Below are 26190 nucleotides of genomic sequence, written 5' to 3'. Positions count from 1 at the left end.
TGTGTTACACCTGCGGGAAAATCAGCTCCAGTGCCTGAATTGAATCTTCCCAGTCGGCGCGTTCAAAAATGCCCTGTTGCAAAAACGCCTCCAGCTGCGGCCACAGGCTAATCGCTTTGTCGAGCATCGGGTCGCTGCCTTTGGCATACGCCCCCACGCTGACCAGATCGCGGTTGCGCTGGAAGCTGGAGAGGAGTTGTTTGAAGTTACGCACGCGGGCGTAGTGCTTCTCGGTTATCAGCGCCGTCATTGCGCGGCTGATAGAAGCTTCAATATCAATGGCCGGATAGTGCCCGGCTTCGGCCAGACGACGCGACAGCACAATATGGCCGTCAAGGATCGCGCGCGCGGAGTCGGCAATCGGGTCCTGCTGGTCATCGCCTTCGGTCAGCACCGTATAGAACGCGGTGATGGATCCGCCGCCGCTGATGCCGTTCCCCGCACGTTCAACGAGGGCAGGGAGTTTGGCGAAGACCGAGGGCGGGTAGCCTTTGGTCGCCGGTGGCTCACCGATGGCCAGCGCGATTTCACGCTGCGCCATCGCGTAACGGGTCAGGGAATCCATGATCAGCAGCACGTGCTTGCCGCGGTCGCGGAAATCTTCGGCGATGCGGGTGGCATACGCTGCCCCCTGCATACGCAGTAACGGCGACACATCCGCCGGCGCGGCGATGACCACCGAGCGGGCGCGGCCTTCCGCTCCGAGAATGTTTTCAATAAAGTCTTTTACTTCACGACCACGTTCGCCAATCAGACCTACGACGATCACATCGGCCTGCGTGTAGCGCGCCATCATGCCGAGCAGGACGGATTTGCCCACGCCTGACCCGGCGAACAGGCCCATACGTTGTCCGCGTCCCACGGTCAGCAGGGCGTTAATTGGGCGCACGCCGGTATCAAGCACATGCTCGATAGGGGTACGCTGCAGGGGGTTGAACGGTTGGGTGATCAGCGCGCCGGTTTCGGTAGTATCCGGGGAGGGCAGACCGTCGAGCGGTTTCCCGCTGCCGTCCAGCACGCGGCCCAACAGGGCAGGGCCAAGCGGCAGCTGTTTCCCGCTTTGCAGCCCGTCGCCAGAAATGTTTTTAGCATACACGCGCGCGCCGGGCAGAATGCCTTCCACCTCTTCAAGCGGCATCAGGAACAGACGCTGGCCGTTGAATCCGACCACTTCACTTTCCACTTCACGCGTTTCCAGTCCATCCTGGCGCTCAATGACGCAGGTTGCGCCCAGCGGGAGCTGCAGGCCGGTGGCCTCCAGTACCAGACCGGTGGCGCGCGTCAGTCGCCCGTAACGACGAACGGATGGCAGCTGCGCCATCTTCGTCTCAAAGTTGTCGAGCGTGGTGAGCCAGCGGGTGAGGCGCGCAGTCATCAGACGACTCCCGGTGCCGCCAGGCGGCACAGTTCCTGCCAGCGGGTGGCGACGCTGGCATCCAGGTCACCTTCATCGGCAGAGACTTTGCAGCCGCCGTGATGTAACGACGGGTCGCCGCGCAGACGCCAGCCGTGCAGGTTTAGCGTCGCCCCCAGGCTTTCTTCAACGCGCTGCAGATCGTCCGGGTGGACGCGCAGCTGAGGCTTCCCGCTGAACAACGGCTCCTGCTGAAGCAGACCCTGAATTTGTTTGATCAGCGCAGTGTTATCCACCACGGGCGTCTGGCCGATGACCTGACGCGCGGCTTCCAGCGCCATCTGCATCAGTCGCGAGGCAATCACGCTGTCCAGCGCGTCCAGCGTGTGCTGAAACTCGCTGACCAGCTGCTGCATGCGGGCATGAATTGGCGCCTGCTGCTGGCGCGCCTGATCGATGCCGTGCTCTAGCCCTTTCGCCAGACCTTCCTGATAGCCAAGGTCGTGGCCTTTCTGCCGGCCTTCGTTCAGACCGGCATTATAGCCCTGCTCGTGCGCCTGCATTTGCAGCTGGGCCAGCATCTGTGCCTGCTGCTCCTCCTCGCTCAGTTCGGGCTGCTCGACGTCCGGGTCACGCTCCTCGGTTGCGATGACGGCCGGCGTGAACTCGGAGAGGGGAGGCGCCAGATCGTCCGGCGTCCAGCGCTTCCACGGCAGCTCGTTAGACATAGGTGTCGTCTCCGCTGCCAATCACCATCTCGCCGGTTTCTGCCAGACGACGAACGATAAGCAGGATGGCTTTCTGTTCGTTTTCCACCTGAGACAGACGAACCGGGCCGCGGTTGGCAAGGTCGTCGCGCAGGATATCGGCCGCACGCTGAGACATGTTGCGGAGGAACTTCTCGCGCAGCGGCTGCTCGGCGCCTTTGAGGGCGATAAGCAGCGACTCGGAATCCACTTCCTGGAGCAGGCGCTGGATGCTGCGGTCGTCCACTTCGACGAGGTTTTCGAACAGGAACATCTCGTCGATGATTTTCTGTGCCAGTTCGCCGTCGAATTCGCGAACCGCCGTAATGACGGCCTCTTCCTGCTGCGTTTTCATCAGGTTGATGATTTCCGCCGCCGTTCTCACGCCGCCCATTTTGCTGCGCTTGAGGTTCTGACCGTCGAGCAGGTTGTTCAGCACTTCGGTCAGCTCCGCCAGCGCGGCCGGCTGGACGCCGCCGAAGGTGGCGATACGCAGCATCACATCGTGGCGCAGACGCTCTTCGAACAGCGCCAGAATATCGGCTGCCTGGCCACGTTTGAGGTGGACAAGGATGGTGGCGATAATCTGCGGGTGCTCGTCGCGAATAAGGTCGGCGGCACTCTGCGGTTCCATAAAGTTAAGCGTTTCGATACCGCTGGCGGTATCGCGCGTTTCCAGAATGTCTTCCAGCAGGCTCGCGGCACGCTCTTCGCCCAGCGCCTTGACCAGCACGGAACGCAGGTAGTCGTTGGCGTTGACGTTGAGCGCGGCAAACTGTTCGGCTTCCTGTTCAAATTCCGACAGCACTTCGGTCAGCTGTTTATTGGAGATTTGACGCACGTTGGCCATCGCCGCACTGAGAATTTGCACTTCTCGCTGGGAGAGGTGTTTAAACACCTCCGCCGCGCGATCTTCGCCAATGGTCATCAGCAGGATGACGCTTTTATCGGTGCCCGTAAGCGTATTACTCATGTTCGTTACCCATCCACTGGCGGATGACCAGCGCCACGACGCGCGGATCGTTATCTGACATTTCGCGAATGCGCTGGCTCATGACCTCAGCGCCCATGCGCTGGTTAGCACGACGCTGCTGCATCTGTTCATCTTTACTGAGGCGAACTTCAACGGCTTCTTCCGTTTCCTGACGCGTAGACATCTGTTCGCGAGCCGCTTTTTCGGCTTCAGCACGACGCTGAAGCTGCGGACGAACGCCCTTACGCCACAGCAGCCACGCGACAATCAGCACCAGCAGCCAGCGTCCTGCGGACATCAGCTGATCGATAAACGCCTGCTGTTGCCAGAACGGCAGTTCACCACCGGTCTCTTCTACCGAGTTGAACGGTGAGTTCACCACGTTGAGAGTATCGCCGCGCTTCTCGGAGTAACCCATCGCTTCACGGGTCAGGTTTTCAATCTGCTTCATCTGCTCGGCGGTCAGCGGCAACGGTTTACCATCCGCCAGCGTTTTGTAGTTCACCACCACGGCAACAGAAAGACGCTGAATGTCGCCCACGTTCAGTTTAGTGTGGCGAATCGTCCGGTCCACTTCGTAGTTCGTGGTTTCGTTACGACTGCTGGTACGTGGACCGGCGTTATTGGTCGTTGAGGTGGTCTGCTGATTTTGCTGACCATTCTGCTGATTGGCCGGAGGCGTAGAAATCGGTGCCGCGTTAGCCGGGGCCGGTTGGTTGGACAGCGCGCCCGGCACGCCGCCCGGGTAGGCACCGCCGACCTGCTCGTTCGAATTGATCTGGCGTGAACGCATCACCGCCTGAGCCGCATCGCCGTTCGGGCTGTACTGCTCTTCGGTTTGTTCTTTATTCGCAAAGTCGATCTGCGCGGTAACCTGCGCGTGCACGTTGCTGTTACCCACGACCGGGCCGAGGATGGCTTCAATACGGCGCTGGAGACGGCTTTCGACATCGGCGGCATATTTCAGCTGCGCATCATTCAGGTCACGACCGGCGGTATTGGATTGCGTCAGCAGGTGACCGCTTTGGTCAACCAGCGTCACGTTACCCGGCGGCAGACCGGCGACGGCGCTGGAGACGAGATGCGTCACCGCGCTGATTTGCCCTTCGTCCAGCGCGCGACCAGGTTCGAGGTTCACGGTAACGGATGCCGAAGGTGATTTCTGTTCACGGACAAATAAAGAAGGTTTAGGCATCGCCAGGTGCACGCGGGCACTCTTTACCGGGCCTAATGTTTCAATGGTGCGGGCCAGCTCACCTTCCAGCGCACGCTGGTAGTTCACCTGCTCGCTGAACTGGCTGATACCGAATTTTTCCTGATCCAGCAGCTCAAAGCCCACCGCGCCGCCCTTTGGCAGCCCCTGCTGGGCCAGACGCAGACGCAGTTCGTGCACTTTATCTGCCGGGACCTCCAGCGCACCGCCATTATCGGCAAAGCGATAAGGGATGTTCATCTGGCTAAGCTGGGTGACGATGGCGCCGCCATCCTGATCGGAAAGGTTGCTGTAGAGCGTCCGGTAATCAGGGCTTTTCGCCCACAGGACCATCGCTACAAGGATCGCTATTGCGGCAGCGCCTGCCACGATCAACGGGATTTTAGGATTCGCGCGAAGGCGGTTCATCCACTCGAGTGATTTATTCTGCGGCGCTGTCGATGCTGTTGCACTCATTGCGCACCTCTTAAATCCTGGTGGTTTACGTTATTCGTGTAGAGAAACAAAACTGACTCCCGGGTCGGCAAACACGACAAAAGTTCCATATTGATGGCCCTGCCATTATTTGATGATTCGTGATTTTCTATGCGTCAAATAACCTGGTTTTTTCACGCTATTTACCGCCATTATCTTATTGACAAGCTGTTAGTCTTGACCGCGTAAAAAACCATCCAGGGGAGAGTCATGGCAATACAGGGCATTGAAGGGGTAATCAGTCAGTTGCAGGCAACGGCGATGACGGCCCGTAATCAGAATGTGGCAGATCAGCAGCCGAGCATCAGCTTCGCAGGGCAACTGCATGCCGCTCTTGACCGTATCAGTGATACCCAGACCGCCGCGCGCACTCAGGCGGAAAAGTTCACCCTCGGTGAACCGGGCGTGGCGCTGAATGATGTGATGACCGATTTGCAAAAAGCCTCGGTTTCCCTGCAGATGGGGATCCAGGTACGTAACAAGCTGGTGTCGGCGTATCAGGAAGTGATGGGGATGCAGGTTTAGGTTATTTAACCTAGTGATATTTAGAGTTAATAACCATTCGATCCCATGGAATGGGGCATGAATGGAGAAAACTCACTAGAGAATCCCGGAACGTCGTATTGCTGGCTTAAAGGACTGGTTGATCGAGCCAACAGCGTTATGATGCCACGTGAGGCGATCTGCGGGTTGAACACGAATGTGCACGGATGCACATCGGTACGGTCATACTTGCGCAGTTTTACCTCAACTTGATACTGCTTACCCCAAGCGAGTTAATTCCACATAAGCATAGCGAATCAGCGTTTTATGCCCTCTCTTAAGAGTAAGATAACCGGTGAGCAATTACTTTCTGACATTCAACAGGTCTACCTGCGTCACCGCAGAAACCCGCCTGTCTCAGCCAATCAAAATATTTCTGATAATCTTTTTGCTATAACAATTACTTCTTTGAGTGAATCAATATCACTCTCCTCTTTAACATCTAGCTTGAGATCCGCTACGGGGAAAATATAATCATCTTCTGTTTTTTTATATTTAACCTGGCCTGATTTTACACTAGGTTATTATCAATAACAGTCGAAAAGAAGCGGAACGTTAAATCTCCAAATTTAGACGTGAAGGACTTAATTTCAGATACCATCAATTTATCGCCAAGCCCGAACTAATCCCCCATATCTCTCTTGTCCTCCAGCGCCTCGGCCTCGAAATTTTATACTTTGGTCAGCGTCTCTGTCATTCGTATTAATCACTTATGCCAGGTAATTGTTTTATCATGTCTATCACCTCAAAATTAGCCCACAACTTTATTGCGTAATTTACACTCTCTTTGTACCATTTCGTCTTCATAAACCAGATAAACTGCACTACGGACAAAAAATGCGCAATAACGCACTGGATGCGGCCAAACTGCTGGCCTGTTTCTTCATCATAGTCGTTCACGTGGGTAACTACCCGGAGTTGCCTCAGCCTTTTGGTGAGCTTTTCAGGGCATCTTCACGATGGGCGCTTCCTTTCTTCTTCCTCGCCTCAGGTTACCTTATGGGAGCCTCTGCACATGAGGATCTTGGCAAGAAGATAAACAAGCTGGTAAGCATTCTTTTCTGGTCTTCAGTTCTCTATATACCGATCCTGTATAGAATGGTTCAAGGTGACATTTGGCGGGTAGCCGGGAAGGTGCTATCCAATGATACGTTGCATGGCGGAACTTTCTTCCATTTATGGTTTATTAATGCACTCATTCTTGGTGTTATATTGACCAACTATTTTATTAAAAATTGTAGCGTAAAGTTTTCTTTGTTCTCCTCAGTAGCAATTTTAATAGCTTGCTGGTATGGAGACCTTGCAAAGTCACTCCACTATGATATCTATATTTTCTACGCATTGAGAACGTTAATAGCCTTTTCACTTGTTTATCTTGGTTATTATTTTGCGAAGAACAATGTCCTAAATAGAATTTCAAACGGCGTTGCAGTATCTGTCATCATTTTAGGTATTGTATTGATGGTCGGTGAAGTATATGTGCTCGGCACAGTATATAACGCTGACATGATTGAAAGACAATTCCCTTTGTTTGCAATCCCAGTATGCATAGCACTGCTCAGCCTATGCGTAAATACGAAAATTGACGAAAATATTTTTTCAAAAATTGGCAGAGATTATTCACTCGGTGTGTATCTCTTGCACCCTTTGATTCTCTATATTCTCATGCATGATGTTGGTCAGTATATTGCTAGCAACTCTATGCTAAAGTTAATAATTAGCTTTATTTTATCAATTGCTGTACTCATAGTAGCTAAGACAATTCTACCGATAACATACCGAAAACTGAATGGAATCAGTGTCAAGTAAATAACAAGGAAGGCAGTTCAGATAGGTTTTTCTACCACTTAAGCCTGGCGTAAGCGGTAGCATGGCGAGCAGTACTGGGGCGTTGACTTGAACAGTGCCGATTAGAGTGTAAATTGCGCCCCATACGGGGCGCAATCCTAAAAACTAATATCGAACTGTTTATTCTTTTCTCTGTCTGGCTGAATTTTAATGCTTATGTTTCTATCTATTACACCATTTGATTTTAATGTCCATGATATCTCCCTGCCTCTTGTTACTGGGATAGGCCAGTTATCTGCATCCTTACTAAATGGAACGTACAGTATCATTTCTCTTTTGTTTTCAGCTACTGCATTTTCAACCTGCGTTATCATATCTTGAGTAACGGCATTAGCTTTCTTGTAAGTAAGGCCATTATTCTGCGGGTCTTTTAATGAATGGTTCTGACTTGTGCAGGCGTTAACAAGTATCAATAAGACAATAGGTGTTAAGTAAACAGAAGAATTATGTTCCAGTAATGATGCAATACCAAATGAAGAAAGCACAATCATATACATAAGAACGCCCCACATAACGACAGGTTTTCCGATGTATCCAGGGCTTGCTTTAGCACTTATCATTACTAACGCTATGAAGATGATAAGCAAGGAGAGCAATGATATTACGACGATTTTGCATCTATCCGTTTGACTCTTGATGTTAGAGGTGCAGGAAATAGCGCAAGCTATCATCCCCACAGCAATAACAACTATAAACACTCCACTCATTTGAGAAAGGAGGTCAGCTGCATTGTGAATAGAACCTGCAATATCAAGAGATGATTTGCCCATTCTTTCAGCGCGGCCGCCGTTTGCTTCAAAGACAGTAGAGATAAACCACAGAACTAAAACAACTACGTGCAGTGGATATGATTTAACTGTGCTAACAATTTTGAATCTGGACTTAATTAATTCAATAAGAATGACTGAACCGCATGTTACAGCCAGAATGACACTCGAAAAAATGTTTGAAAAGATAGCAAAATAAATTGAAAGAATGATAAAGCCAGAAATGACAGGGCTTGTCATCAGAATTGATTTTAACTCTTTGCCTTTCCTAAGAAAATATAGCGTGACTGATCCATTGATCAGCGCCGGAAGCAGGTAGTGGTAATAGCATGTTATGTTTTGCTCCCAAAGCATAAATGTGCTTTTGCTGTCGTTCAGAGTCCTGAATAGCCCAAACAAGCACAAATAATGAAAGATGGATACGACTATCCCAGAATGCAGTGAACAGCCCATTACCTCAATTGAAAAAAGATAGAATTGCCTTAAATAGACAACAACCATAACCGCAACTAACGCAGCAGTGAAAAATGTAACAGACTCAAGAAATGTTAGGCCAAGCGGCATCAGCGTAAAGGACGCTGCGTTGATCAGAAGTGGGAAAGATACCTCAGGAACAACTTTAATTGGGTTAAAACCATGCCATTCAGGCCATGCTTTGCGCCCTAATGAAAGGTTATACCACTCATCTCCAGTAAAAATGGTAGTTGGGTGAATGAAACCGAAAAACACAAAAACGGATGCAAAAACAAAAAGATAGAATATCACATCAGCTTTTTCTCGAATAAATCCTTTCTCTTCCGCCATAACGCCTCCTAAAATCACTTTTTCAAAACATATCGAGGGCGATTTTTGACCTCAATATAAATCCTGCCAATGTATTCGCCAAGAACGCCGATTCCAATCAACTGCACTCCGCCAAGGAAAAGTATTGAAACTAATATAGACGGGTAACCACGAACAGGATTGCCAAACGCCAGGGTGTCGATAATCATCCAGGAACCATAGACAAATGCTATTCCGGCAACGAATAATCCTATGTAAGACCACATGCGTAGGGGGAAAGTAGAGAAACTTGTAATCCCTTCTAGAGCCAGATTCCAAAGCTTCCAACCATTAAATTTAGAACTACCAGCAACTCGTTCCGCTCTGAAATATTCTATTACGTCAGTTTTACCACCGACCCAGCTCAGTACGCCTTTCATAAATAAATTCCGCTCAGGAAGCATTTTGATATTCTCAACTACTTCTCGCGACATCAGACGGAAATCACCGACGTTCTCTTCGATTTGTGGTGTACTGATTTTATTATGCAGTTTATAGAACCACTCGGCAGTCTTGCGCTTCAATCTGCCGTCAGTAGAACGATCTGAGCGCTTCGCCAGAACCATATCTGCTCCAGCCTGCCACTTATCTATCAGGTGAGGAATAACTTCAATCGGATCCTGAAGGTCGACGTCAATCGGGATAATAGCTTCGCCAGACGCATGATCAAGCCCGGCGAACAATGCAGGCTCTTTGCCAAAGTTTCTTGTGAATGACAATGGCACGACAAGCGGGTCAGCAATTGAAAGCGCTTTTATAATTGATTCTGTCGCATCTTTACTGCCATCATTTATGAAGACTATTTCCACATCATGCTGCTTCAGCGCTTCGAATTCCCGTACGGTTTTGTAGAAGATTGGAATAGCTTCCTCTTCATTAAAGACGGGTACGACCAGAGAAATTTTCATTTCGCATCCCTAAAGACAATGAATTTTGAGTATATAAAACCGGCAATCAGACTGAATCCTGAGAATGTTACCAATGTAACAACAGGCGGCGCGCTAATCGCATCAGCGATGTAACCCGTCAATCCAGCCATTATTCCCATGAACGTGACGAACGCAATATAGCGGCCTGATGTTACCTTTGATTTGAACGTCCATCTTGCGTTTGCGAAGAAACTAAACGTAACCGCAATGAAGAATGCGATCACGTTTGCAACAGCCTGCGTTGCTTCGAAGAAATGAAGAAGCGCTCCGAAGCATACCCAGTGCAGAGCAGTGTTAATCACGCCTACTGAGATGTAGCGACTAAATAATTTTAACATCATTAAAATCAGTCAATTCTGAAAGGACGGAAGTTTAGCATTAGATGATCACTTGATCGACCCTCAATATTGACGATTCTGTGTACGTATAGAGCGAATTGGCGGGGTGAAAGATTATGCATCTGGTTTGTGGTCGTCAGCAGCGTGCGCGCCTGGAGGGGGAAGCGCTCATTCCTGATTGTGGCGAGGCCATTGAAGTAGATGCGTTTGATGATGTTCGCCTGATTCGCGTTGTTACGTATACGATTCACCCTGTTTCCACGGGCGAAAACCCCTTAATGTAGTATTCAATTGAGAAATTACACCGTTTCTATTCAAAATTAACAAACCAAAAACAACAGCGATAAAAGCTTAGAAGCAAAGCGTCGACAATTTAGTCGCGACAGACAAACTGACCATCTTGATGAGTAGTTCAGTCAAAGTGCTGTATATAAAACAGTATTCGGGGTATGGATCATGGCGTTCTGCAGGCTGGCAGAATTACGTGAAACTATTGCAATCTTTGCTCTCTGTGATGTGAATTTGTTCTACGCATCATGCGAGACGGTGTTAGGCCAGATCCGTTTGTCGTTCTCTCGAGCTCTTCGGCTTCATCGCCTCGTTCGAACGGCATGCTGCCAATCGCTGCCATGAATATTGGCTGGCCTTCAGGCCGGCCATGCTGCCTGAGAGGCTTGAGCATTCGGCTGGTGGCTGCGGTTTCGACGCACGCATTAATCAGTGGCGATTTATCCCAACACCCTAGCGCGTAATCCCTGGAGCGAATACGCGAAAATCAGTACCGTAGGTATGTTTGTCGGCTTAAAGATTAGTCTCTGCGAGCCACTTGCACCGTCTAATGAAGATGAAATCAGAAATAATTAGTCCCTGAACAAATCTGTTGTGAAGTCAGACAAAGCCAAAAATATCATTGAGACTCCACCATACAAGGTGGCAACAGGAAGGGCTCAAGCTTCGTCTGGCGAGCTTACTTACATAGGCCTTCTTGTTGGTCGCGGATGGAAGACCGTCTCCTTTACTGCTGTGGCTACAAGTCATAGTCCGGCTTTACAGCTTTTGCATATCAAACCATGTGGTATAGATCAGGTAAGCAGCAACCAGACTGCAGCAATAATGACGCATTGCAGCCTGTATCTGTGACCTTTGCGTATGCTCCGTATGATGAAATTACAGGGTATGAAAATCCGCCCTTGGACGGGGTCCGCGCATCTTCACCCGATGCTGTGCTGATTCGGATTAACTTTGGCGGAACGGCAGTCTCCTTCTACAACATCATTCTTTCTGTGCAGAAAAAAATTGGTTCTGCATCAACAGAAATACAAGCAAAACAGGTGTATACCGTTTAATGGCGAGTTGCGAGATGCTACACTGCTTGGAATATCACGACTCACAACGAGCGAAATGAATGGAGCATCAGGACTTTCTACTTACTCTTTTAATGGTTGCGGGTGTAGCCATCATCTTCATGACTGTAGCATATAAAATCACAGGGAAATGCTTTGCTGAAGAAGTAGCTGACAACGGGCGCTATGAATCGCTTGACGGGTTAAGAGGGCTTGCGGCTTTATCAGTCGCTATCCACCATTCTTTTTTCTTTTTCGGCTACGCAAAGTATGGGAAATGGTCAATTGATTATATAGGTGGAGGGTATCCTCAAATAATCATCGACTATCTGGGGAAGGGGAGCGTCTCAGTCTTCTTCATGATTACGGCATTTTTATTCTGGGGTAAGATACTAGGTAACTCAGATGCTGTTAACTGGCGGGGGTTTTACATTAAGAGGTTCTTTAGAATAGTTCCTCTGTATCTCGTTGTGGTATGCCTCTCTATTGCCTACGTAATAGCCACAATAAAAACCCCATTCACATTGTTCCCTTACATTAGAGATTCCTTTTACTGGCTTACGTTTGATTTCTTTGGTACGCCGAATATCAACGGGTACCCATTAAGCAAAAGCATAGTTGCTGGGGTTTTTTGGACGCTATCATATGAGTGGATGTTTTATTTTATGCTCCCGGTGCTATCAGTCTTTGCGGTTACCAAAAAGTCATCTTCTCTACTGTTATGGTTGATGTTTGGCGTAATGGCATTTATCTACTGGTTTGGTATTGGGATTAACAGATGGGCACAAGCTCATGTTCTCTGCTTCATCATTGGAGCAGCATGTGCTCACATGTATAAATTCTATCCTGCCTTAATTATCAAGCTCAAATCACCGGCATTCTCTGTTATTGCTGTTGCGGCTCTTGGTGTTTGTGTTTATGGTTTTGATGTTCCTTATTCACATATACCCATTGTCTTAATTGGAATTACATTCTTTATCGTATCATGTGGTAATTGCATATTTGGAGTTTTAAGGCTTAACGCTATGAAAATGCTAGGAGCAATAAGCTTCAGCGTGTACTTGTTGCATGGTATTACTTATACAGTTCTATTTTCAACTATGATTAAGTCTGGATTTTCATTTCATGCAGCCATCGCGATCACCATACCTGCGATAATAGCGTTAAGTACTCTTTCCTATCTCTTCATCGAAAGAAAATTTATATCTAAAGGACAGGCGGTTACAGGAAAAGCACCGGCAAGCGCCCCATGACACAAACCCGCCTCGGCGGGTTTTTTGTTGATGTCAGTTGATTTCTTCATACATATATTGGTCCGTGTGTGCATACAGTATTTATCGGAGGTGTATCATGGCACTTCCATCCCCAGCTGCAGCCTGCATTGAAGAGAGACTGACCATCGATTCTCTGTGTGGCATCGACGGAAACTGCCGGGTGATCGAAACGTCATGGCCAGACGCTGATAACGGAAGAGAGTGAGGCGATAGCGGGTGCAGGTTTAAGACCTGTCGATCTTCGCTGGCAGCCGCAGCGCTTTAATGCCACAATATTTTTTTCTTCGAATGCAGGAAAGATGATGAAAAAAATAGCAATTGCTGGCGCGCTGCTGGCACTGACCGGGTGCGTTCAGGTCGATAACTACAACGACGTGATTAAGCATCCTGTCCCGGCGCATCTGGCGGGATACTGGCAGTCGAAAGGGCCGCAGAGCAACATGGTAAGCCCGAAGGCGATTGCCACGCTGGTGGTGACGGAGGAGGGCGATACGCTGGACTGCCGTCAGTGGCAGCGCGTGATTGCCGTGCCGGGTAAAATCATGCTGCGTTCAGACAGTTATTACAACGTAACGCGTAAGCTGGATATCTATCCGCTGGAGCGCGATGGGTCTGTGCTTGAGTACGACGGGCTGGAGCTGCAGAAGGTCGACCGCCCAACGGTTGAGTGCGCAGATTACCTGAGCAAAAATCCGCTGGAGAGTAAGCTTCCGTAGCCGTTTGTTGCCGGGTAAGCGTCAGCGACACCCGGCATTGTTTCTACAGCGCATCCTCTATTACCCACACGCTGACGCTCCCTCCATTACAGGTAAACGTCCCTTCTCCATCCGCCGCCGTGGTGATGGTTTCTTCGCGATTGCCGAGAAAATCCCGCCACGTTTTGTTGCCGTAGTTTTCCCCAAGACAAATTACTTTTTCACCGTCGTCTCCGTTCGACAGCACCACCACGCAGCCGGGATCGTCATCGGTGCCGCTGCGGCTGAAGGCGATGCAGTTAGGATGGTCGAAAAACAGCGTTTGCACGCCGTGGGCAAAACGCTGGCGCGCTAGGATCAGTTCATGAAGCTGCTCAATGACCGGCATATCAATATGGTACGTTTCACCGTCTCCTCCCGTGTCGTCATAGCTGGCGCCAAAGAGATCCGGATAAAAGACGCTCGGCACGCCGTTTTCCCGCAGCAGGATCAGCGCGTAGGCCAGAGGCTTAAACCAGGCTTCGACCGGTGCTTCCAGCGCCTGCAAAGGCTGGGTGTCATGGTTAGCGACGAGGGTGACCGCATGAAACGGATCGGCTTCCACCAGGGTACCGGTGAAGATTTGGCTCATGTCGTAATCCCGGCCCTGACGTGACGCCTCGTGGAATTTCATCTGCAGGGGAGCATCAAACAGCATGGTTTTGCCTTCGACCTGGTCAATATAGGCCTGAAGTTTATCCACCTCGTGGGACCAGTATTCCGCCACGATAAACAGCGGCTGGTCGGCAACTTCCTGGACGTGCTCAATCCACTCTTTGTAAAACCAGGCGGGGATATGCTTGACGGCGTCCAGACGAAAACCGTCGCAGCGCGTCTGTTCCATGACCCAGCGGGCCCAGTATTTGATCTCCTCGGTCACGGCGTGATTGCGAAAGTCGATATTTTCGCCCATCAGATAATCGAAGTTACCCATTTCATCGTCAACCTGATCGTTCCAGCCTTCGCCGGTGTAGTCGTTGACGATTTTAAAGATGCCGTCTTCATTGGGGTTTTCAATATGGTCGACGCCGCTGAAGCATTTGTAATCCCAGACGAACTGCGAATATTGCCCGGCCCGGACAGGGAAGGTGTAGCGAGTCCAGGCTTCGCATTCAATGACCTCGTCATCAATTTGCGTGCGGTCCTGTTCGTTCACGCGCTGAATGCGCACGGACTCCTTCTCATCGGCGCCCATTTTGTGGTTGACCACCACGTCGAGCAGTACGGCAATGTCGTTGCTTTTGAGAGCATCAATGGCCTCCAGCAGCTGCGCTTTGTCGCCGTACTTCGTGGCGATACTGCCTTTCTGGTCAAACTCACCGAGATCGAACAGGTCATAGGAGTCATAGCCAACAGAATACCCGCCGGATGCACCTTTATACGCGGGCGGCAGCCAGATCATGTTGATGCCGATTTCATTAAGATTGGGAGCTAACGCCGTGACCTCTCGCCACAATTCACCGCCAGCAGGATAGTACCAGTGAAAACATTGTAACAGGGTGGGGTTTTTCATCATCCTTGCTCCAGAAGCCGTTGACAGACTTCTGGAGTATGGATGAAGAAATCATAGTTGTGTGTCGCGGGTAAAACTTTCTGGATAAAGAATATTCCCTGACAGCTTTCCATAGGTAGAAGTGATGGATTGCTGTTTACCGGTTTGATCAATAAGACTGCGCAGTTCGTCCATGCGGACTTTCAGCAGCGCCTTTAACGCATTCTCATTTTCAAGGATCATTTCCAGCAGCGCACGCGCTTGCTCAACCTGAGCTGGAGGGCATGACATGATGGGCGTTTGAGAAATTCTTTCCACCAATTTTACGTAATGCATTTCCTGCTCGATAAGCGCATCCCATTGACCAGAATGTGCGAGATTTAGCATAGCAATGCTCTGAGCATGTAACGCCTGCCAGTGGCTAAGCGCTGCGCTGGGATTATTCATCAAAATTATCCTGAAATAGAGGACGCATTGGGGCCAATTTGCTTCCATGCATCCGCAATGTTGTTTAATAAACCCTCGACTTCAACAATTGCGTCTACGTCGTTACTGACATTCGCCAGCAACAAACGTCGAACCATATATTCGTACAAGGAGGCAAGATTACCGGACAACTCGCTCTCAACCTCCATGTTCAGTCCTGCTTTTAAACCGTTGTCGATGATGTTAATGGCTTTCGATAAGGCTTCGCCTTTCTCGCGAATTTGTCCGGCTTCCATGAACAAACGCGCGCGGACAAGGGCGCTATGCGCCCCGTCGAACAACATGACAATCAGCTGGTGTGGACTGGCATTCATGACTGCGCTTTCTACTCCTATCTGCTGATAGGATTGAACACCAGAGGTCTTATACATATCCACTCCTGAAGGCTACGACTACTTTTGTGAGAACTGTTGGGTCAGGTAGTTGGCCGTGCTGGTCATTTTGGTGACTAATACGTCCAGACTGGTGAACTGGGTTTTGTAACGCGCCATGGTGGCTTCGATTTGAGCATCCATGGCATCGTAACGTTCACCCAGTGTTTTCAGCGTTTTGTTGATCCCGTCTTTCGCGTTCTGGATCACCCCGGCGCTGCCGGTACTGGTGCTGAGCATGTTGGTCAGCGTGTTGTTCATCTGGGTCGCCAGACCGGTGGTTTTTCCGTCACCGACAAAATACTGCTGTACGGCGTTCGGGTTGTCGGTGAGCGCTTTTTTCAGCTTATCCGTATCGACTTTCAGGTTACCGATCGTACCGTCCGATCCTTTTACCGGGTCCTGGGTAATGCCCAGCTGGGCCATGATCTGAACAGAGCCGGTCTGAACTTCGGTCAGCAGGCCGCGCAGCTGAGACTGGATCCCGCGCACGTTAGCATCCCCGACCAGCGCGCCGTTGCTGGTGGACTGGCTGCCAGAACCTGCATCTACCGGAACGTATTTAGTCAGGCTGTTAATGGTGGACTGCAGCGAGTTGTACGCTGTAACCCAGTCCGTGATCGCCTTCTGGTTCGCATCCGTGGCGCGTGTAACCTCAAGCGTTTCGTCCGCTTTGCTTTCGGCTTTCAGCGAGAAGGTCACCCCAGGCAGCGCATCGGTAATGGTATTCGACTGACGCTCGATAGAGATGTTGTTCACCACCACAATCGCGTTTTGCGCGTCGGTGTTCACCGTCAGCGCGCCCGTTTTGGTGCTGGAATCGTAGCCAATTGCGCTTTGCAGCTTGGCATCGCCGGTAACGCTTACCGTCATCGCACCATCCGTACCGGTGGTTTTAGATGACAGCATCAGGCGGTAATCACCGTCTTTCGCTTTAATGACGCTGGCGGTGACGTTGCCGTTGGCTTTATTAATCGCGCTTGCGATCCCTGCCAGAGACGTATCGTCATCCGCCAGAGTGACCTCTAAAGGCGTTTTCGTGCCCGGCTGGGTGATGGTGATTTTACGCGTTGTACCTGTCGTATCGCCCAGCAGGTCCGTGTTGTTAGCATAGGAGCCGGTAGTGAGCGCCTGTGCTTTTGCAACCTGGTTGACGTTGACAACAAAGGAACCCACGGACGCGTCAGCCGTTGTCGTGGCGGTAAAGGCCGTGTTGGTGCTGCTGACGGACGTTGAGTTCCAGGTGGTTGCTTTACCCAGTGCAGCGGTGGCAGTCTGCAGCGATGTCATGGCGCTCTGCAGCTTGCCGTAAGCGCTTAACTGTGCGTTATACGTTGATTGCTGGGAAGTAATCGTCGTCAGCTTGGTTTTCTCTGCCGCTTCCAACTGATTATATAAATCCCCGAGTCCTGCAGAACCTATCCCGAGGTTACTGATAGTAGCCATGCATATTTTCCTTAAAATACGAAAGTAGTTCAGGACTCTTATCGGCCTCTCAGCGTAAAAGTTTACGATGGCGAGAAAAAAATAATCCAAAGAATAGACGCGTCCTGGCGGGGTAAATGAAAGGATTGCACTTTAGGGCCATTATCAGTGCATTAAAAACACGAATAAGTGTGTGCCTTTTTTGACATCTCTTTGTGCGTTAAAAAAGCGTAAATAATAAACCTCTCGTGAACCTTAATTGATTTTTTAAAAATAAAACCATTGTTAATCATCGCTTTATAATTTTTTCAAAATTGATTCTAAAGTCTTTTGGGGACCCGTCGATAACCTTGTTGACGGTGAGAGACGCTGTGAGTGTTAGGCACCGGACCTAAAACCCAATTTTTGAAGGAAACAAAATTATGGCAGTTATCAATACTAACCTGTTGTCCCTGACCACTCAGAACAACCTGAACAAATCTCAGTCTTCTCTGGGCACTGCTATCGAGCGTCTGTCTTCCGGTCTGCGTATCAACAGCGCGAAAGACGATGCCGCTGGTCAGGCGATTGCAAACCGCATGACCTCCCAGATTAAAGGCATGAACCAGGCTGCACGTAACGCCAACGACGGTATTTCCATGGCGCAGACTGCTGAAGGTTCTCTGAACGAAATCAACAGCAACTTGCAGCGCGTTCGTGAACTGGCTGTTCAGGCAAGCAACGGCACCAACAGCGCATCTGACCTGGCCTCTCTGCAGGATGAAGTTACCGCTCGTCTGGCTGAAATCGACCGTGTTGCGGGCAAAACTGACTTCAACGGCATCAAACTGCTGGACGGTAGTGCTGGTGCTGTTAAAATTCAGGTTGGCGTAAACGACGGCGATACCATCGATCTGGACCTGAGCGCTAATGCTGATTCTACAACTCTGGGCGTGAAAGGTATCGACCTGAAAGCATTGGCTGGTACTGAACTGGACACCATTGACAAAGCTATCGCTAAAGTTGATACCGCGCGTTCAGGCCTGGGTGCTGTGCAGAACCGCTTCACTTCTGCAATCAACAACCTGAACAACACCTCTAACAACCTGTCTGCTGCTCAGTCCCGTATCCAGGACGCTGACTACGCAACTGAAGTTTCCAACATGTCCCGCGCGCAGATCCTGCAGCAGGCTGGTACTTCTGTTCTGTCTCAGGCAAACCAGGTTCCACAGACCGTTCTGTCTCTGCTGCGTTAATTTTACGCACGAAACCCCGCTTCGGCGGGGTTTTTTTATCTCTGCTATTTGAGAATCCGCCTGTGAAACAAATCAGTGTCACTCAACCAAAGCTGGTCGCAGATTTTTCATGTGTCGGTGGGGAATGCCGTGAACATTGTTGTCAGGGCTGGACCATCGCGTTTGATAAATCCTCCGTTAATCGCTATCTGAACAGTAAAAATGCTGCGATTCGTCACACGGCGAAAACGGCGATAAAAGTCACTAAAAAACAGTATGGCAACTGGGGCGAAGTCATTTTCCATACGGAAAGTAAAAACTGCCCGTTTATGGATACGGAAAAGCTCTGTTCTATTCATAGCGCCATGGGCGCCCAGGCCTTAAGCCCAACCTGTTCGACGTTTCCACGGACAAGCCGGGTCTATAAAAATGAAATCGAAAAATCGCTGAACCTCTCGTGTCCGGAAGTCACCCGACTTCTGTTGAACGATCGGGAGTCTATGTCGATGATGGAATCCACCAGCGTCCAGCAGGACGTCAATAATGCGCCGATGATTGATTTAAAGGCGAAGGTCATCAATCTCTTTTGCCAGAACATTTTCAGCGTTGAGAACGTCAGCGTTGAAGAACAGGTTTACGCCGTGGTGAAATTCCTGATGGTGGCTGAAAAGCTCGAAACCCTCGAAGAGAATATCGGCACGCTCGAAACGGTCTATTTCTCGCTGGTTAACGAACTGGTGAGCGGTAAAATCAAAACGGAATTAGGCGGATTTAAACAGAACTACAGCCTGAAATTCGCGTTAATTTCGCTCATCCAGAGCTACTTCACGAAGAAAGCGACGGCCCGCGGCGGTGCGGTATTAAACCGTTATTTTACTCAGCTTTATCAACAGTTTGAGTCTGCTGGTGACACCGTGCCGGCAGAGAAGGTCATGGAGAACATCGAGTCCGTCTGGCGCGATATGGCGGGCAGTTACCTGGCCACCAACGATCATTTATTTAAGAACTTTTTTAAATACAAACTGTGGGAGCAGGGCTTCCCGCAGAACAATGGCCGCAGCATGTTGAATAATCTTTATTTAATCGTCGCGGAGTTCTATTTCCTTAAAACGTTACTTGCCGGTCAGGCTCTCGTGGCGGGAAAAATTGAACAAGATAATATCATTGATGTTATTTACAGCTTCCACTCCCTTAGCCAGCATAATCAGGAAGCGGGAAAGCTCTTTCATCAACATATAGATAGCGTCAAACTGGGCGACGATCTTTCATTGTTACAACTGTTAATTTAGGCAGAAAAGTTGCCCCGGTTGTGGGCAACCTCAGAATAACCTCACTTTATCCCCCTTTTTCATCCAATTGAACGCCCTGCAGAATCGGATAATCATGCCGATAACTCAACTAACGCAGGGCTGTTTATCGTGAATTCACTCTATACCGCTGAAGGTGTAATGGATAAACACTCGCTGTGGCAGCGTTATGTCCCGCTGGTGCGTCACGAAGCATTGCGCCTCCAGGTGCGCTTGCCGGCGAGCGTGGAACTCGACGATCTGCTACAGGCGGGCGGTATCGGGTTATTGAATGCAGTTGACCGATACGACGCTCTGCAAGGAACGGCATTTACGACTTACGCAGTTCAGCGTATTCGTGGTGCGATGCTGGACGAGCTGCGCAGCCGCGACTGGGTGCCGCGCAGTGTTCGCCGCAACGCGCGCGAAGTGGCGCATGCGATGGGGCAGCTGGAACAGGAACTGGGACGCAACGCAACGGAAACCGAAGTGGCGGAACGTCTTGGCATTGCTGTTGAAGAGTATCGTCAGATGTTGCTCGATACCAATAATAGCCAACTCTTCTCTTATGACGAGTGGCGCGAAGAGCATGGCGATAGCATCGAGCTGGTGACGGATGAGCACCAGCAGGAAAACCCGTTACACCATTTAATGGAAGGGAATTTACGCCAGCGCGTCATGGAGGCTATTGAAGCTCTGCCTGAACGCGAACAGCTGGTATTGACCCTATATTACCAGGAAGAGCTTAACCTCAAAGAGATTGGCGCTGTTCTGGAGGTGGGAGAGTCGCGGGTGAGCCAGCTGCACAGCCAGGCCATTAAACGCTTACGAACCAAGCTGGGTAAGTTATAGGTGATTGATTCACCTAAAAAATGCCGCACAACGTATTGACAACCAGGAGTTATCATGACGGTGCAGCAATCTAAAAGACGGCCTTTAAGCCGCTACCTGAAAGACTTTAAACACAGCCAGACGCATTGCGCCCACTGTAACAAGTTACTCGATCGTATCACGCTGGTTCGCCGGGGCGAAATCGTCAACAAGATTGCGATCTCGCGTCTCGACACGTTGATGGACGAAGCAGCATGGCTCGAAGAGCAAAAAGAGTGGGTGGCGCTTTGCCGTTTCTGTGGGGATCTCCACTGCAAAGAGCAAAGCGACTTCTTCGACATTATCGGCTTCAAGCAATTCCTGTTTGAACAAACGGAGATGAGCCACGGCACCGTTCGCGAATATGTGGTTCGCCTGCGTCGCCTTGGGCAACATCTGACCGTCAACAATATTTCTCGCGATCTGCTGAAAACCGGTTATCTGGATGAAAATCTGGAGCCGTGGCTGCCTGCGACCAGCACCAACAACTACCGCATTGCGCTGCGCAAGTATGCGCAATACAAGGTACAAATGCCGGGTGCCATAAAGCAGAAAGCCCACGCCGGAACAACTTCTGATATATATTAAAAAAGAATAAGATGTAGCGCAGTCGCCTTTGACGTTGCAGGCGATTTCTCTACACTACGTAAAAATTCCACTATATCGGGGTATTTATGAAATTTGCACTTCTGGGTCGTCAGGCGCTGATGGGTGTTATGGCCGTTGCGCTGGTTGCGGGCATGAGCGTGAAAACGTTCGCCGCAGAAAACCTGCTGAATAAAGTAAAAGAGCGCGGTACGCTGCTGGTCGGGCTGGAAGGAACCTATCCTCCGTTCAGCTTCCAGGGCGATGACGGTAAGCTGACCGGTTTTGAAGTGGAGTTTGCTGAGGAGCTGGCGAAGCACCTCGGCGTTAAAGCGTCACTGAAACCGACCAAATGGGACGGTATGCTGGCGTCGCTGGATTCCAAACGTATTGATGTGGTGATTAATCAGGTGACCATTTCTGACGAGCGTAAGAAGAAATATGACTTCTCTACGCCGTACACCGTGTCCGGTATTCAGGCGCTGGTGAAGAAAGGCAACGAAGGCGGGATTAAAACTGCCGCGGACCTGAAAGGGAAGAAAGTCGGTGTCGGTTTGGGTACTAACTACGAAGAGTGGCTGCGTCAGAACGTACAGGGCGTGGACATCCGTACCTATGATGATGACCCGACGAAATACCAGGATCTGCGCGTGGGCCGTATCGACGCCATTCTGGTTGACCGCCTGGCAGCGCTGGATCTGGTGAAGAAAACCAACAACACCCTGGCGGTAGCGGGTGATGCGTTCTCTCGTCAGGAATCAGGCGTGGCCGTTCGTAAAGGCAACGAAGACCTGGTTAAGGCGATCGACTCCGCGATTGCAGACATGCAAAAAGACGGCAGCCTGAAAGCGCTCTCCGAGAAGTGGTTCGGTGCAGACGTCACAAAATAAGTTTCTGCCGTAAAAAAAGGCGCTTTTAAAAGCGCCTTTTTTATTTCTTTCGCGTCTGCGTGCATAATGAAAAATATCACATTTTGTCAGAGTTACCGGAGAACCCATGTCACTACAGAATTTAACGCGCTTTCCCCGCCTGGAGTTTATCGGCGCGCCGACGCCGCTGGAGTACCTGCCGCGATTTTCTGATTATTTAGGGCGCGATATTTTTATTAAGCGTGATGACGTGACGCCGATGGCGATGGGGGGCAATAAGCTGCGCAAGCTGGAGTTTCTGGCGGCTGATGCACTGCGCGAAGGCGCTGACACGCTCATTACTGCCGGGGCTATCCAGTCCAACCACGTTCGTCAGACGGCGGCAGTGGCGGCAAAGCTCGGGCTCAACTGCGTGGCATTGCTGGAAAACCCGATTGGCACGCGGGCAGAAAACTATCTGACCAACGGTAATCGCCTGCTGCTTGACCTGTTTAATGTACAGGTCGAAATGGTGGATGCGTTGACCGACCCAACCGCCCAGCTCGATGAGCTGGCAACGCGTCTGGAAGCGCAGGGCTTCCGTCCCTATGTTATCCCCGTCGGCGGTTCGAACGCGCTGGGCGCGCTGGGGTATGTGGAAAGTGCGCTGGAAATCGCGCAGCAGTGCGAGGGTGCGGTAAGTCTGTCCTCCGTGGTTGTCGCGTCCGGCAGTGCGGGCACGCATGCCGGGCTGGCGGTAGGGCTGGAGCAACTGCTGCCGGACGTCGAGCTGATTGGCGTAACGGTGTCCCGCAGCGTCGCGGATCAGAAGCCAAAAGTGGTGACCTTACAGCAGGCGGTAGCCGCGCAGCTGGAGCTGAAGGCAAAGGCCGATATTCTGCTCTGGGATGACTATTTTGCGCCGGGTTACGGCACGCCTAACGAAGAGGGCATGGAAGCGGTGAAGCTGCTGGCGCGCCTCGAGGGGATACTGCTCGATCCGGTGTATACCGGCAAAGCGATGGCCGGACTGATTGACGGCATTGCGCAGAAACGCTTTAAGGATGAAGGGCCGATTTTATTTGTCCATACCGGTGGGGCGCCTGCGCTGTTTGCCTACCATCCTCATGTCTAAAAATCAGGTCGAAAAATAATAATGCAAGAAAGTATTCAACTGGTTATTGATTCTCTGCCGTATCTGCTGAAAGGTGCGGTATTTACGTTACAGCTCAGTATCGGCGGGATGTTCTTCGGGCTGGTGCTGGGATTTGTGCTGGCACTAATGCGCATGTCACCCATCCTGCCCGTACGCTGGCTGGCGCGATTTTATATCTCCGTGTTTCGCGGTACGCCGCTTATCGCCCAGCTCTTTATGATCTACTACGGCTTGCCGCAGTTCGGTATCGAGCTGGATCCGATCCCCGCAGCGATGATTGGTTTGTCGCTCAATACCGCGGCGTACACCTCAGAAACCCTGCGTGCGGCCATCTCCTCCATTGACAAAGGGCAGTGGGAAGCGGCGGCCAGTATCGGGATGACGCCATGGCAGACGCTGCGCCGGGCCATTCTGCCGCAGGCGGCGCGCGTGGCGCTTCCACCATTGAGCAACAGCTTCATCAGCCTGGTGAAAGATACTTCCCTGGCGGCAACGATTCAGGTGCCGGAGCTGTTCCGTCAGGCGCAGCTCATTACCTCGCGTACGCTTGAAGTCTTTACCATGTATCTGGCCGCCTCGCTGATTTACTGGGTGATGGCGACGGTGCTGTCTGCTCTGCAAAACTACTTCGAAAACCAGCTTAACCGCCAGGAGCGTGATCCAAAATGAGTGCTATCGACGTCAAAAACCTGGTGAAAAAATTCCACGGTCAAACGGTGCTCCACGGGATCGATCTTGAAGTAGAGCAGGGTGAAGTCGTGGCGATTATCGGACCGAGCGGTTCGGGAAAGACGACGCTGCTGCGCAGTATTAACCTGCTTGAACAGCCGGAAGGCGGCACCATTCGGGTAGGAGAGATAACGATTGATACCGGAAAATCCATCAGCCAGCAGAAAGGGTTGATTCGCCGTCTGCGCCAGCATGTCGGCTTCGTTTTCCAGAACTTCAACCTCTTCCCGCACCGTACGGTGCTGGAGAACATTATTGAAGGGCCGGTCATTGTAAAAGGTGAGTCGAAAGAGGACGCAACGGCGCGCGCGCGCGAACTGCTCGCTAAAGTCGGGCTGGCGGGTAAAGAGACCAGCTATCCGCGCCGCCTGTCGGGTGGGCAACAGCAGCGCGTGGCGATAGCGCGAGCGCTGGCTATGCGCCCTGACGTGATCCTTTTTGATGAACCAACCTCTGCGCTCGATCCGGAACTGGTGGGCGAGGTGCTGAACACCATTCGCCAGCTGGCGCAGGAAAAACGGACGATGGTGATCGTAACGCATGAGATGAGCTTTGCACGCGACGTTGCTGACAGAGCCATCTTTATGGATCAGGGACGGATTGTGGAGCAGGGGCCGGCGAAAAGCCTGTTCGCAAACCCTCAACAGCCGCGAACCCGTCAGTTCCTTGAAAAATTCCTGATGCAGTAGCATTTTTGCACTAATTTGCTCCAGAAATTTAGGCTGGAGCAAATTATTCTCCCCCTGTGCGTCGTTCAGTATTTTTTTATTCCATCCAGCCCGGATAAACCGTATCGATAGTAAAGTTAATTGTGCTATTGCCGATATTTTGTAGTTAGAAAAAAGTTTTATGTGTTAGGTTATATTCACCATAATAATGATTATCTTTTCAGAGGCTTCATTTAGTAAGTATGAAGGATTCAGACTTTTTCACCTGGCGACGGGATTGCTTCCTCCGGTTTCAGGAGTTGACCTGTGCCGACGAGGTATATCAGGAACTACAGCGACAAACTCAGACGCTTGAATTTGATTACTACTCGCTCTGCGTGCGTCAGCCCGTGCCATTTACCCGGCCTAAGCTCTCTCTGCATACCACTTACCCAAAGCAGTGGATGGCGCATTATCAATCCGCGAACTATTTCGCTATTGATCCCGTCTTAAAACCGGAGAATTTCATTCAGGGTCATTTACCCTGGACCGACGCATTATTCGCTGACGCGCAGGAATTATGGCATGGCGCGCAGGACCACGGTTTACGTTCGGGAATAACGCAGTGCCTGATGCTGCCTAATCACGCGCTTGGCTTTCTGTCGGTTTCCCGTACTAGTGTGCTGGAAGGACCGTTTGCCCGAGAGGAAATAGAACTGCGGCTGCAAATGCTGGTGCAAATGGCCTTAACTTCTCTGATGCGTTTTGAAGATGAGATGGTCATGCCACCCGAAATGAAATTCAGCAAACGCGAACGCGAAATTCTGAAATGGACTGCGGAAGGGAAGACGTCTGCGGAAATAGCGATCATTCTCTCCATCTCCGAGAATACCGTTAACTTCCATCAGAAAAATATGCAGAAGAAATTCAACGCACCTAACAAGACCCAGATTGCGTGCTACGCAGCGGCAACAGGACTGATCTGAAAGGATAAAACGTTCTGCGTGACAGACGAGCGAACGGCTGAATGCCCTGCATCCAGCCGTTTTTTGTTACTGGCGGTAGGCTTGTTTGATTTGCTTAACGGTGTTAGCAAATACCGCAGATTCAGCCTGGTCTTCCATCTCCGCGATTTGTTTTTCCATTTTAATGATCACACGACCGGCATCCGCCTGGCCCATCGCCTGCAGCATCAGCGTCAGCAGCGCTTTCAGGCAGTTTACTTCCTGTGCCAGTTCCTGGTTATTCTCCGCAGTGGCAAATTCAGGTGTGCTCATTTATTTTCCTCATTATTTAACGGCGCTAAAGCGCGACGACGAAAGTCAAGGCGGCGGAGTATACCACAAGCTAACGCAAAAAATGCAGTGGTTGTTTTTCGTACTTTTACGCGGGTGTTTAATTGCGTAAACAGAACGTACCGGTAAACTGAACCGCTGTTATAGGCTATTAATTGTTTATGCCCGGTTCACTTGCCGTTAATTATTGTTACAAAAAGTTGAGAACTGTTTTTTTTGCAGGGAATGCCTGCAAGTTTTTTGTAACTTTTTGAATACAGATGCTTAAAAAAAGCTGCAAAAGCCCTGTATGCAAGGGCTCTCTTTCCACGGACTGTACAGCCTAATTTCCAAAAACGAGAGCGAAATCGAATTGCCGGTTTTTTAACGTTTTAATCTTGTGAGGAAAACCGTTAATATAAACCAAATTATCACTCAGTAGCGTTATC

General features: G+C 50.5%; 28 protein-coding genes and 2 pseudogenes. 16 read left to right on the top strand and 14 right to left on the bottom strand.

Features of this window, described 5'->3' with window-relative positions; all coding sequences use genetic code 11:
• Positions 1-4: 4 nt before the first annotated feature.
• The 4 genes from fliI to fliF are packed head-to-tail and all read right to left on the bottom strand — an operon-like array spanning position 5 to position 4742.
• Positions 5-1375, bottom strand: a complete 1371-nt coding sequence (gene fliI, locus N037_RS19000; RefSeq protein WP_023336182.1) for a flagellar protein export ATPase FliI — start codon at positions 1373-1375, stop codon at positions 5-7.
• Positions 1375-2082: a flagellar assembly protein FliH gene (gene fliH / locus N037_RS18995; RefSeq protein ID WP_023336181.1), complete on the bottom strand. Its 708-nt coding sequence runs from the start codon at positions 2080-2082 to the stop codon at positions 1375-1377. Before fliH ends, fliI begins: the two co-directional genes overlap by 1 nt.
• A complete protein-coding gene (fliG, locus tag N037_RS18990) occupies positions 2075-3073 on the bottom strand; it encodes a flagellar motor switch protein FliG (RefSeq protein WP_008500327.1) in 999 nt (332 codons plus the stop codon). The genes fliH and fliG overlap by 8 nt, the downstream gene beginning before the upstream one ends.
• Positions 3066-4742, bottom strand: a complete 1677-nt coding sequence (gene fliF / locus N037_RS18985) for a flagellar basal-body MS-ring/collar protein FliF (RefSeq protein ID WP_032642775.1) — start codon at positions 4740-4742, stop codon at positions 3066-3068. The genes fliG and fliF overlap by 8 nt, the downstream gene beginning before the upstream one ends.
• Before the next feature lie 228 nt (positions 4743-4970).
• On the opposite strand from fliF, the gene fliE reads away from it, so the two are divergent.
• Complete coding sequence (gene fliE, locus N037_RS18980; protein ID WP_008500329.1) at positions 4971-5285, top strand: flagellar hook-basal body complex protein FliE; 315 nt, start codon at positions 4971-4973, stop codon at positions 5283-5285.
• An 81-nt stretch (positions 5286-5366) separates the two neighbouring features.
• Here fliE and N037_RS25290 read toward each other — a convergent pair.
• Positions 5367-5527 (bottom strand): annotated as a pseudogene (locus tag N037_RS25290) (integrase); the annotation flags it as partial.
• Positions 5528-6140: 613 nt separating this feature from the next.
• On the opposite strand from N037_RS25290, the gene N037_RS18975 reads away from it, so the two are divergent.
• Positions 6141-7112 (top strand): acyltransferase, encoded by a 972-nt coding sequence (locus N037_RS18975; protein WP_032642774.1) that lies wholly within the window; start codon positions 6141-6143, stop codon positions 7110-7112.
• Between the two features lie 137 nt (positions 7113-7249).
• Here N037_RS18975 and N037_RS18970 read toward each other — a convergent pair whose 3' ends face one another.
• From N037_RS18970 to N037_RS18960, 3 genes are read right to left on the bottom strand one after another with little or no spacing between them, the layout of a single operon-like run.
• The gene (locus tag N037_RS18970; RefSeq protein ID WP_032642773.1) at positions 7250-8722 is read right to left on the bottom strand and encodes a hypothetical protein; all 1473 of its coding nucleotides are present in this window, start codon (positions 8720-8722) and stop codon (positions 7250-7252) included.
• 14 nt (positions 8723-8736) lie between these two features.
• Complete coding sequence (locus N037_RS18965) at positions 8737-9648, bottom strand: glycosyltransferase family 2 protein (RefSeq protein ID WP_032642772.1); 912 nt, start codon at positions 9646-9648, stop codon at positions 8737-8739.
• Complete coding sequence (locus N037_RS18960) at positions 9645-10007, bottom strand: GtrA family protein (RefSeq protein ID WP_032642937.1); 363 nt, start codon at positions 10005-10007, stop codon at positions 9645-9647. Before N037_RS18960 ends, N037_RS18965 begins: the two co-directional genes overlap by 4 nt.
• 116 nt (positions 10008-10123) lie before the next feature.
• Here N037_RS18960 and N037_RS25120 point away from each other — a divergent pair, with 116 nt between their 5' ends.
• Positions 10124-10291 (top strand): hypothetical protein, encoded by a 168-nt coding sequence (locus tag N037_RS25120; protein WP_197278585.1) that lies wholly within the window; start codon positions 10124-10126, stop codon positions 10289-10291.
• Between the two features lie 299 nt (positions 10292-10590).
• Here the strand turns inward: N037_RS25120 and N037_RS24700 are convergent.
• Positions 10591-10758, bottom strand: a pseudogene (locus tag N037_RS24700) (SOS response-associated peptidase); the annotation flags it as partial.
• A 385-nt stretch (positions 10759-11143) separates the two neighbouring features.
• Here N037_RS24700 and N037_RS24955 point away from each other — a divergent pair.
• From N037_RS24955 to yedD, 4 genes are all read left to right on the top strand, one after another.
• Positions 11144-11353: a hypothetical protein gene (locus tag N037_RS24955; RefSeq protein WP_156369743.1), complete on the top strand. Its 210-nt coding sequence runs from the start codon at positions 11144-11146 to the stop codon at positions 11351-11353.
• A gap of 59 nt (positions 11354-11412) precedes the next feature.
• A complete protein-coding gene (locus N037_RS18955) occupies positions 11413-12603 on the top strand; it encodes an acyltransferase family protein (protein ID WP_032642771.1) in 1191 nt (396 codons plus the stop codon).
• Positions 12604-12700: 97 nt separating this feature from the next.
• Complete coding sequence (locus tag N037_RS25345; RefSeq protein WP_269432647.1) at positions 12701-12829, top strand: hypothetical protein; 129 nt, start codon at positions 12701-12703, stop codon at positions 12827-12829.
• 97 nt (positions 12830-12926) lie between these two features.
• Positions 12927-13340, top strand: a complete 414-nt coding sequence (gene yedD, locus N037_RS18950; protein ID WP_023336171.1) for a lipoprotein YedD — start codon at positions 12927-12929, stop codon at positions 13338-13340.
• Positions 13341-13383: 43 nt separating this feature from the next.
• Here yedD and amyA read toward each other — a convergent pair whose 3' ends face one another.
• From amyA to fliD, 4 genes are read right to left on the bottom strand one after another with little or no spacing between them, the layout of a single operon-like run.
• Entirely contained in the window at positions 13384-14871 is a 1488-nt protein-coding gene (gene amyA / locus N037_RS18945; protein WP_032642935.1) for an alpha-amylase, read from the bottom strand.
• Between the two features lie 51 nt (positions 14872-14922).
• Entirely contained in the window at positions 14923-15297 is a 375-nt protein-coding gene (fliT, locus tag N037_RS18940; protein WP_032642770.1) for a flagella biosynthesis regulatory protein FliT, read from the bottom strand.
• Between the two features lie 5 nt (positions 15298-15302).
• Entirely contained in the window at positions 15303-15707 is a 405-nt protein-coding gene (fliS, locus tag N037_RS18935; RefSeq protein ID WP_023312296.1) for a flagellar export chaperone FliS, read from the bottom strand.
• A 21-nt stretch (positions 15708-15728) separates the two neighbouring features.
• Complete coding sequence (gene fliD / locus N037_RS18930; protein ID WP_032642769.1) at positions 15729-17153, bottom strand: flagellar filament capping protein FliD; 1425 nt, start codon at positions 17151-17153, stop codon at positions 15729-15731.
• 401 nt (positions 17154-17554) lie between these two features.
• On the opposite strand from fliD, the gene N037_RS18925 reads away from it, so the two are divergent.
• The 9 genes from N037_RS18925 to sdiA all read left to right on the top strand — a co-directional run bounded on the left by N037_RS18925 (position 17555) and on the right by sdiA (position 25453).
• Complete coding sequence (locus tag N037_RS18925; RefSeq protein ID WP_032642768.1) at positions 17555-18367, top strand: flagellin N-terminal helical domain-containing protein; 813 nt, start codon at positions 17555-17557, stop codon at positions 18365-18367.
• A 62-nt stretch (positions 18368-18429) separates the two neighbouring features.
• Positions 18430-19635, top strand: coding sequence for a flagellin lysine-N-methylase (gene fliB, locus N037_RS18920; protein ID WP_032642767.1), 1206 nt, complete (start codon positions 18430-18432; stop codon positions 19633-19635).
• A 129-nt stretch (positions 19636-19764) separates the two neighbouring features.
• A complete protein-coding gene (locus N037_RS18915) occupies positions 19765-20484 on the top strand; it encodes an RNA polymerase sigma factor FliA (RefSeq protein ID WP_014170714.1) in 720 nt (239 codons plus the stop codon).
• 54 nt (positions 20485-20538) lie between these two features.
• Positions 20539-21090 carry a flagella biosynthesis regulatory protein FliZ gene (gene fliZ / locus N037_RS18910; protein ID WP_008500339.1) on the top strand — a complete coding sequence of 184 codons (552 nt, stop codon included), beginning with the start codon at positions 20539-20541 and terminating at the stop codon, positions 21088-21090.
• Positions 21091-21176: 86 nt separating this feature from the next.
• Positions 21177-21977: a cystine ABC transporter substrate-binding protein gene (tcyJ, locus tag N037_RS18905; RefSeq protein WP_023336163.1), complete on the top strand. Its 801-nt coding sequence runs from the start codon at positions 21177-21179 to the stop codon at positions 21975-21977.
• Between the two features lie 106 nt (positions 21978-22083).
• Positions 22084-23070, top strand: a complete 987-nt coding sequence (dcyD, locus tag N037_RS18900) for a D-cysteine desulfhydrase (protein ID WP_032642766.1) — start codon at positions 22084-22086, stop codon at positions 23068-23070.
• 21 nt (positions 23071-23091) lie between these two features.
• Positions 23092-23760, top strand: coding sequence for a cystine ABC transporter permease (gene tcyL, locus N037_RS18895; RefSeq protein WP_014884380.1), 669 nt, complete (start codon positions 23092-23094; stop codon positions 23758-23760).
• Positions 23757-24509 carry an L-cystine ABC transporter ATP-binding protein TcyN gene (tcyN, locus tag N037_RS18890; RefSeq protein ID WP_023336161.1) on the top strand — a complete coding sequence of 251 codons (753 nt, stop codon included), beginning with the start codon at positions 23757-23759 and terminating at the stop codon, positions 24507-24509. The genes tcyL and tcyN overlap by 4 nt, the downstream gene beginning before the upstream one ends.
• 221 nt (positions 24510-24730) lie before the next feature.
• Positions 24731-25453: a transcriptional regulator SdiA gene (gene sdiA / locus N037_RS18885; RefSeq protein WP_023336160.1), complete on the top strand. Its 723-nt coding sequence runs from the start codon at positions 24731-24733 to the stop codon at positions 25451-25453.
• Between the two features lie 66 nt (positions 25454-25519).
• Here sdiA and N037_RS18880 read toward each other — a convergent pair whose 3' ends face one another.
• Positions 25520-25744, bottom strand: a complete 225-nt coding sequence (locus N037_RS18880) for a DUF2594 family protein (RefSeq protein WP_008500345.1) — start codon at positions 25742-25744, stop codon at positions 25520-25522.
• Between the last annotated feature and the right edge of the window lie 446 nt (positions 25745-26190).

The organism is Enterobacter sp. EGD-HP1 (genome assembly GCF_000733275.2).
GTDB lineage: Bacteria > Pseudomonadota > Gammaproteobacteria > Enterobacterales > Enterobacteriaceae > Enterobacter.
This window is presented reverse-complemented; position numbering and strand designations above follow the sequence as displayed.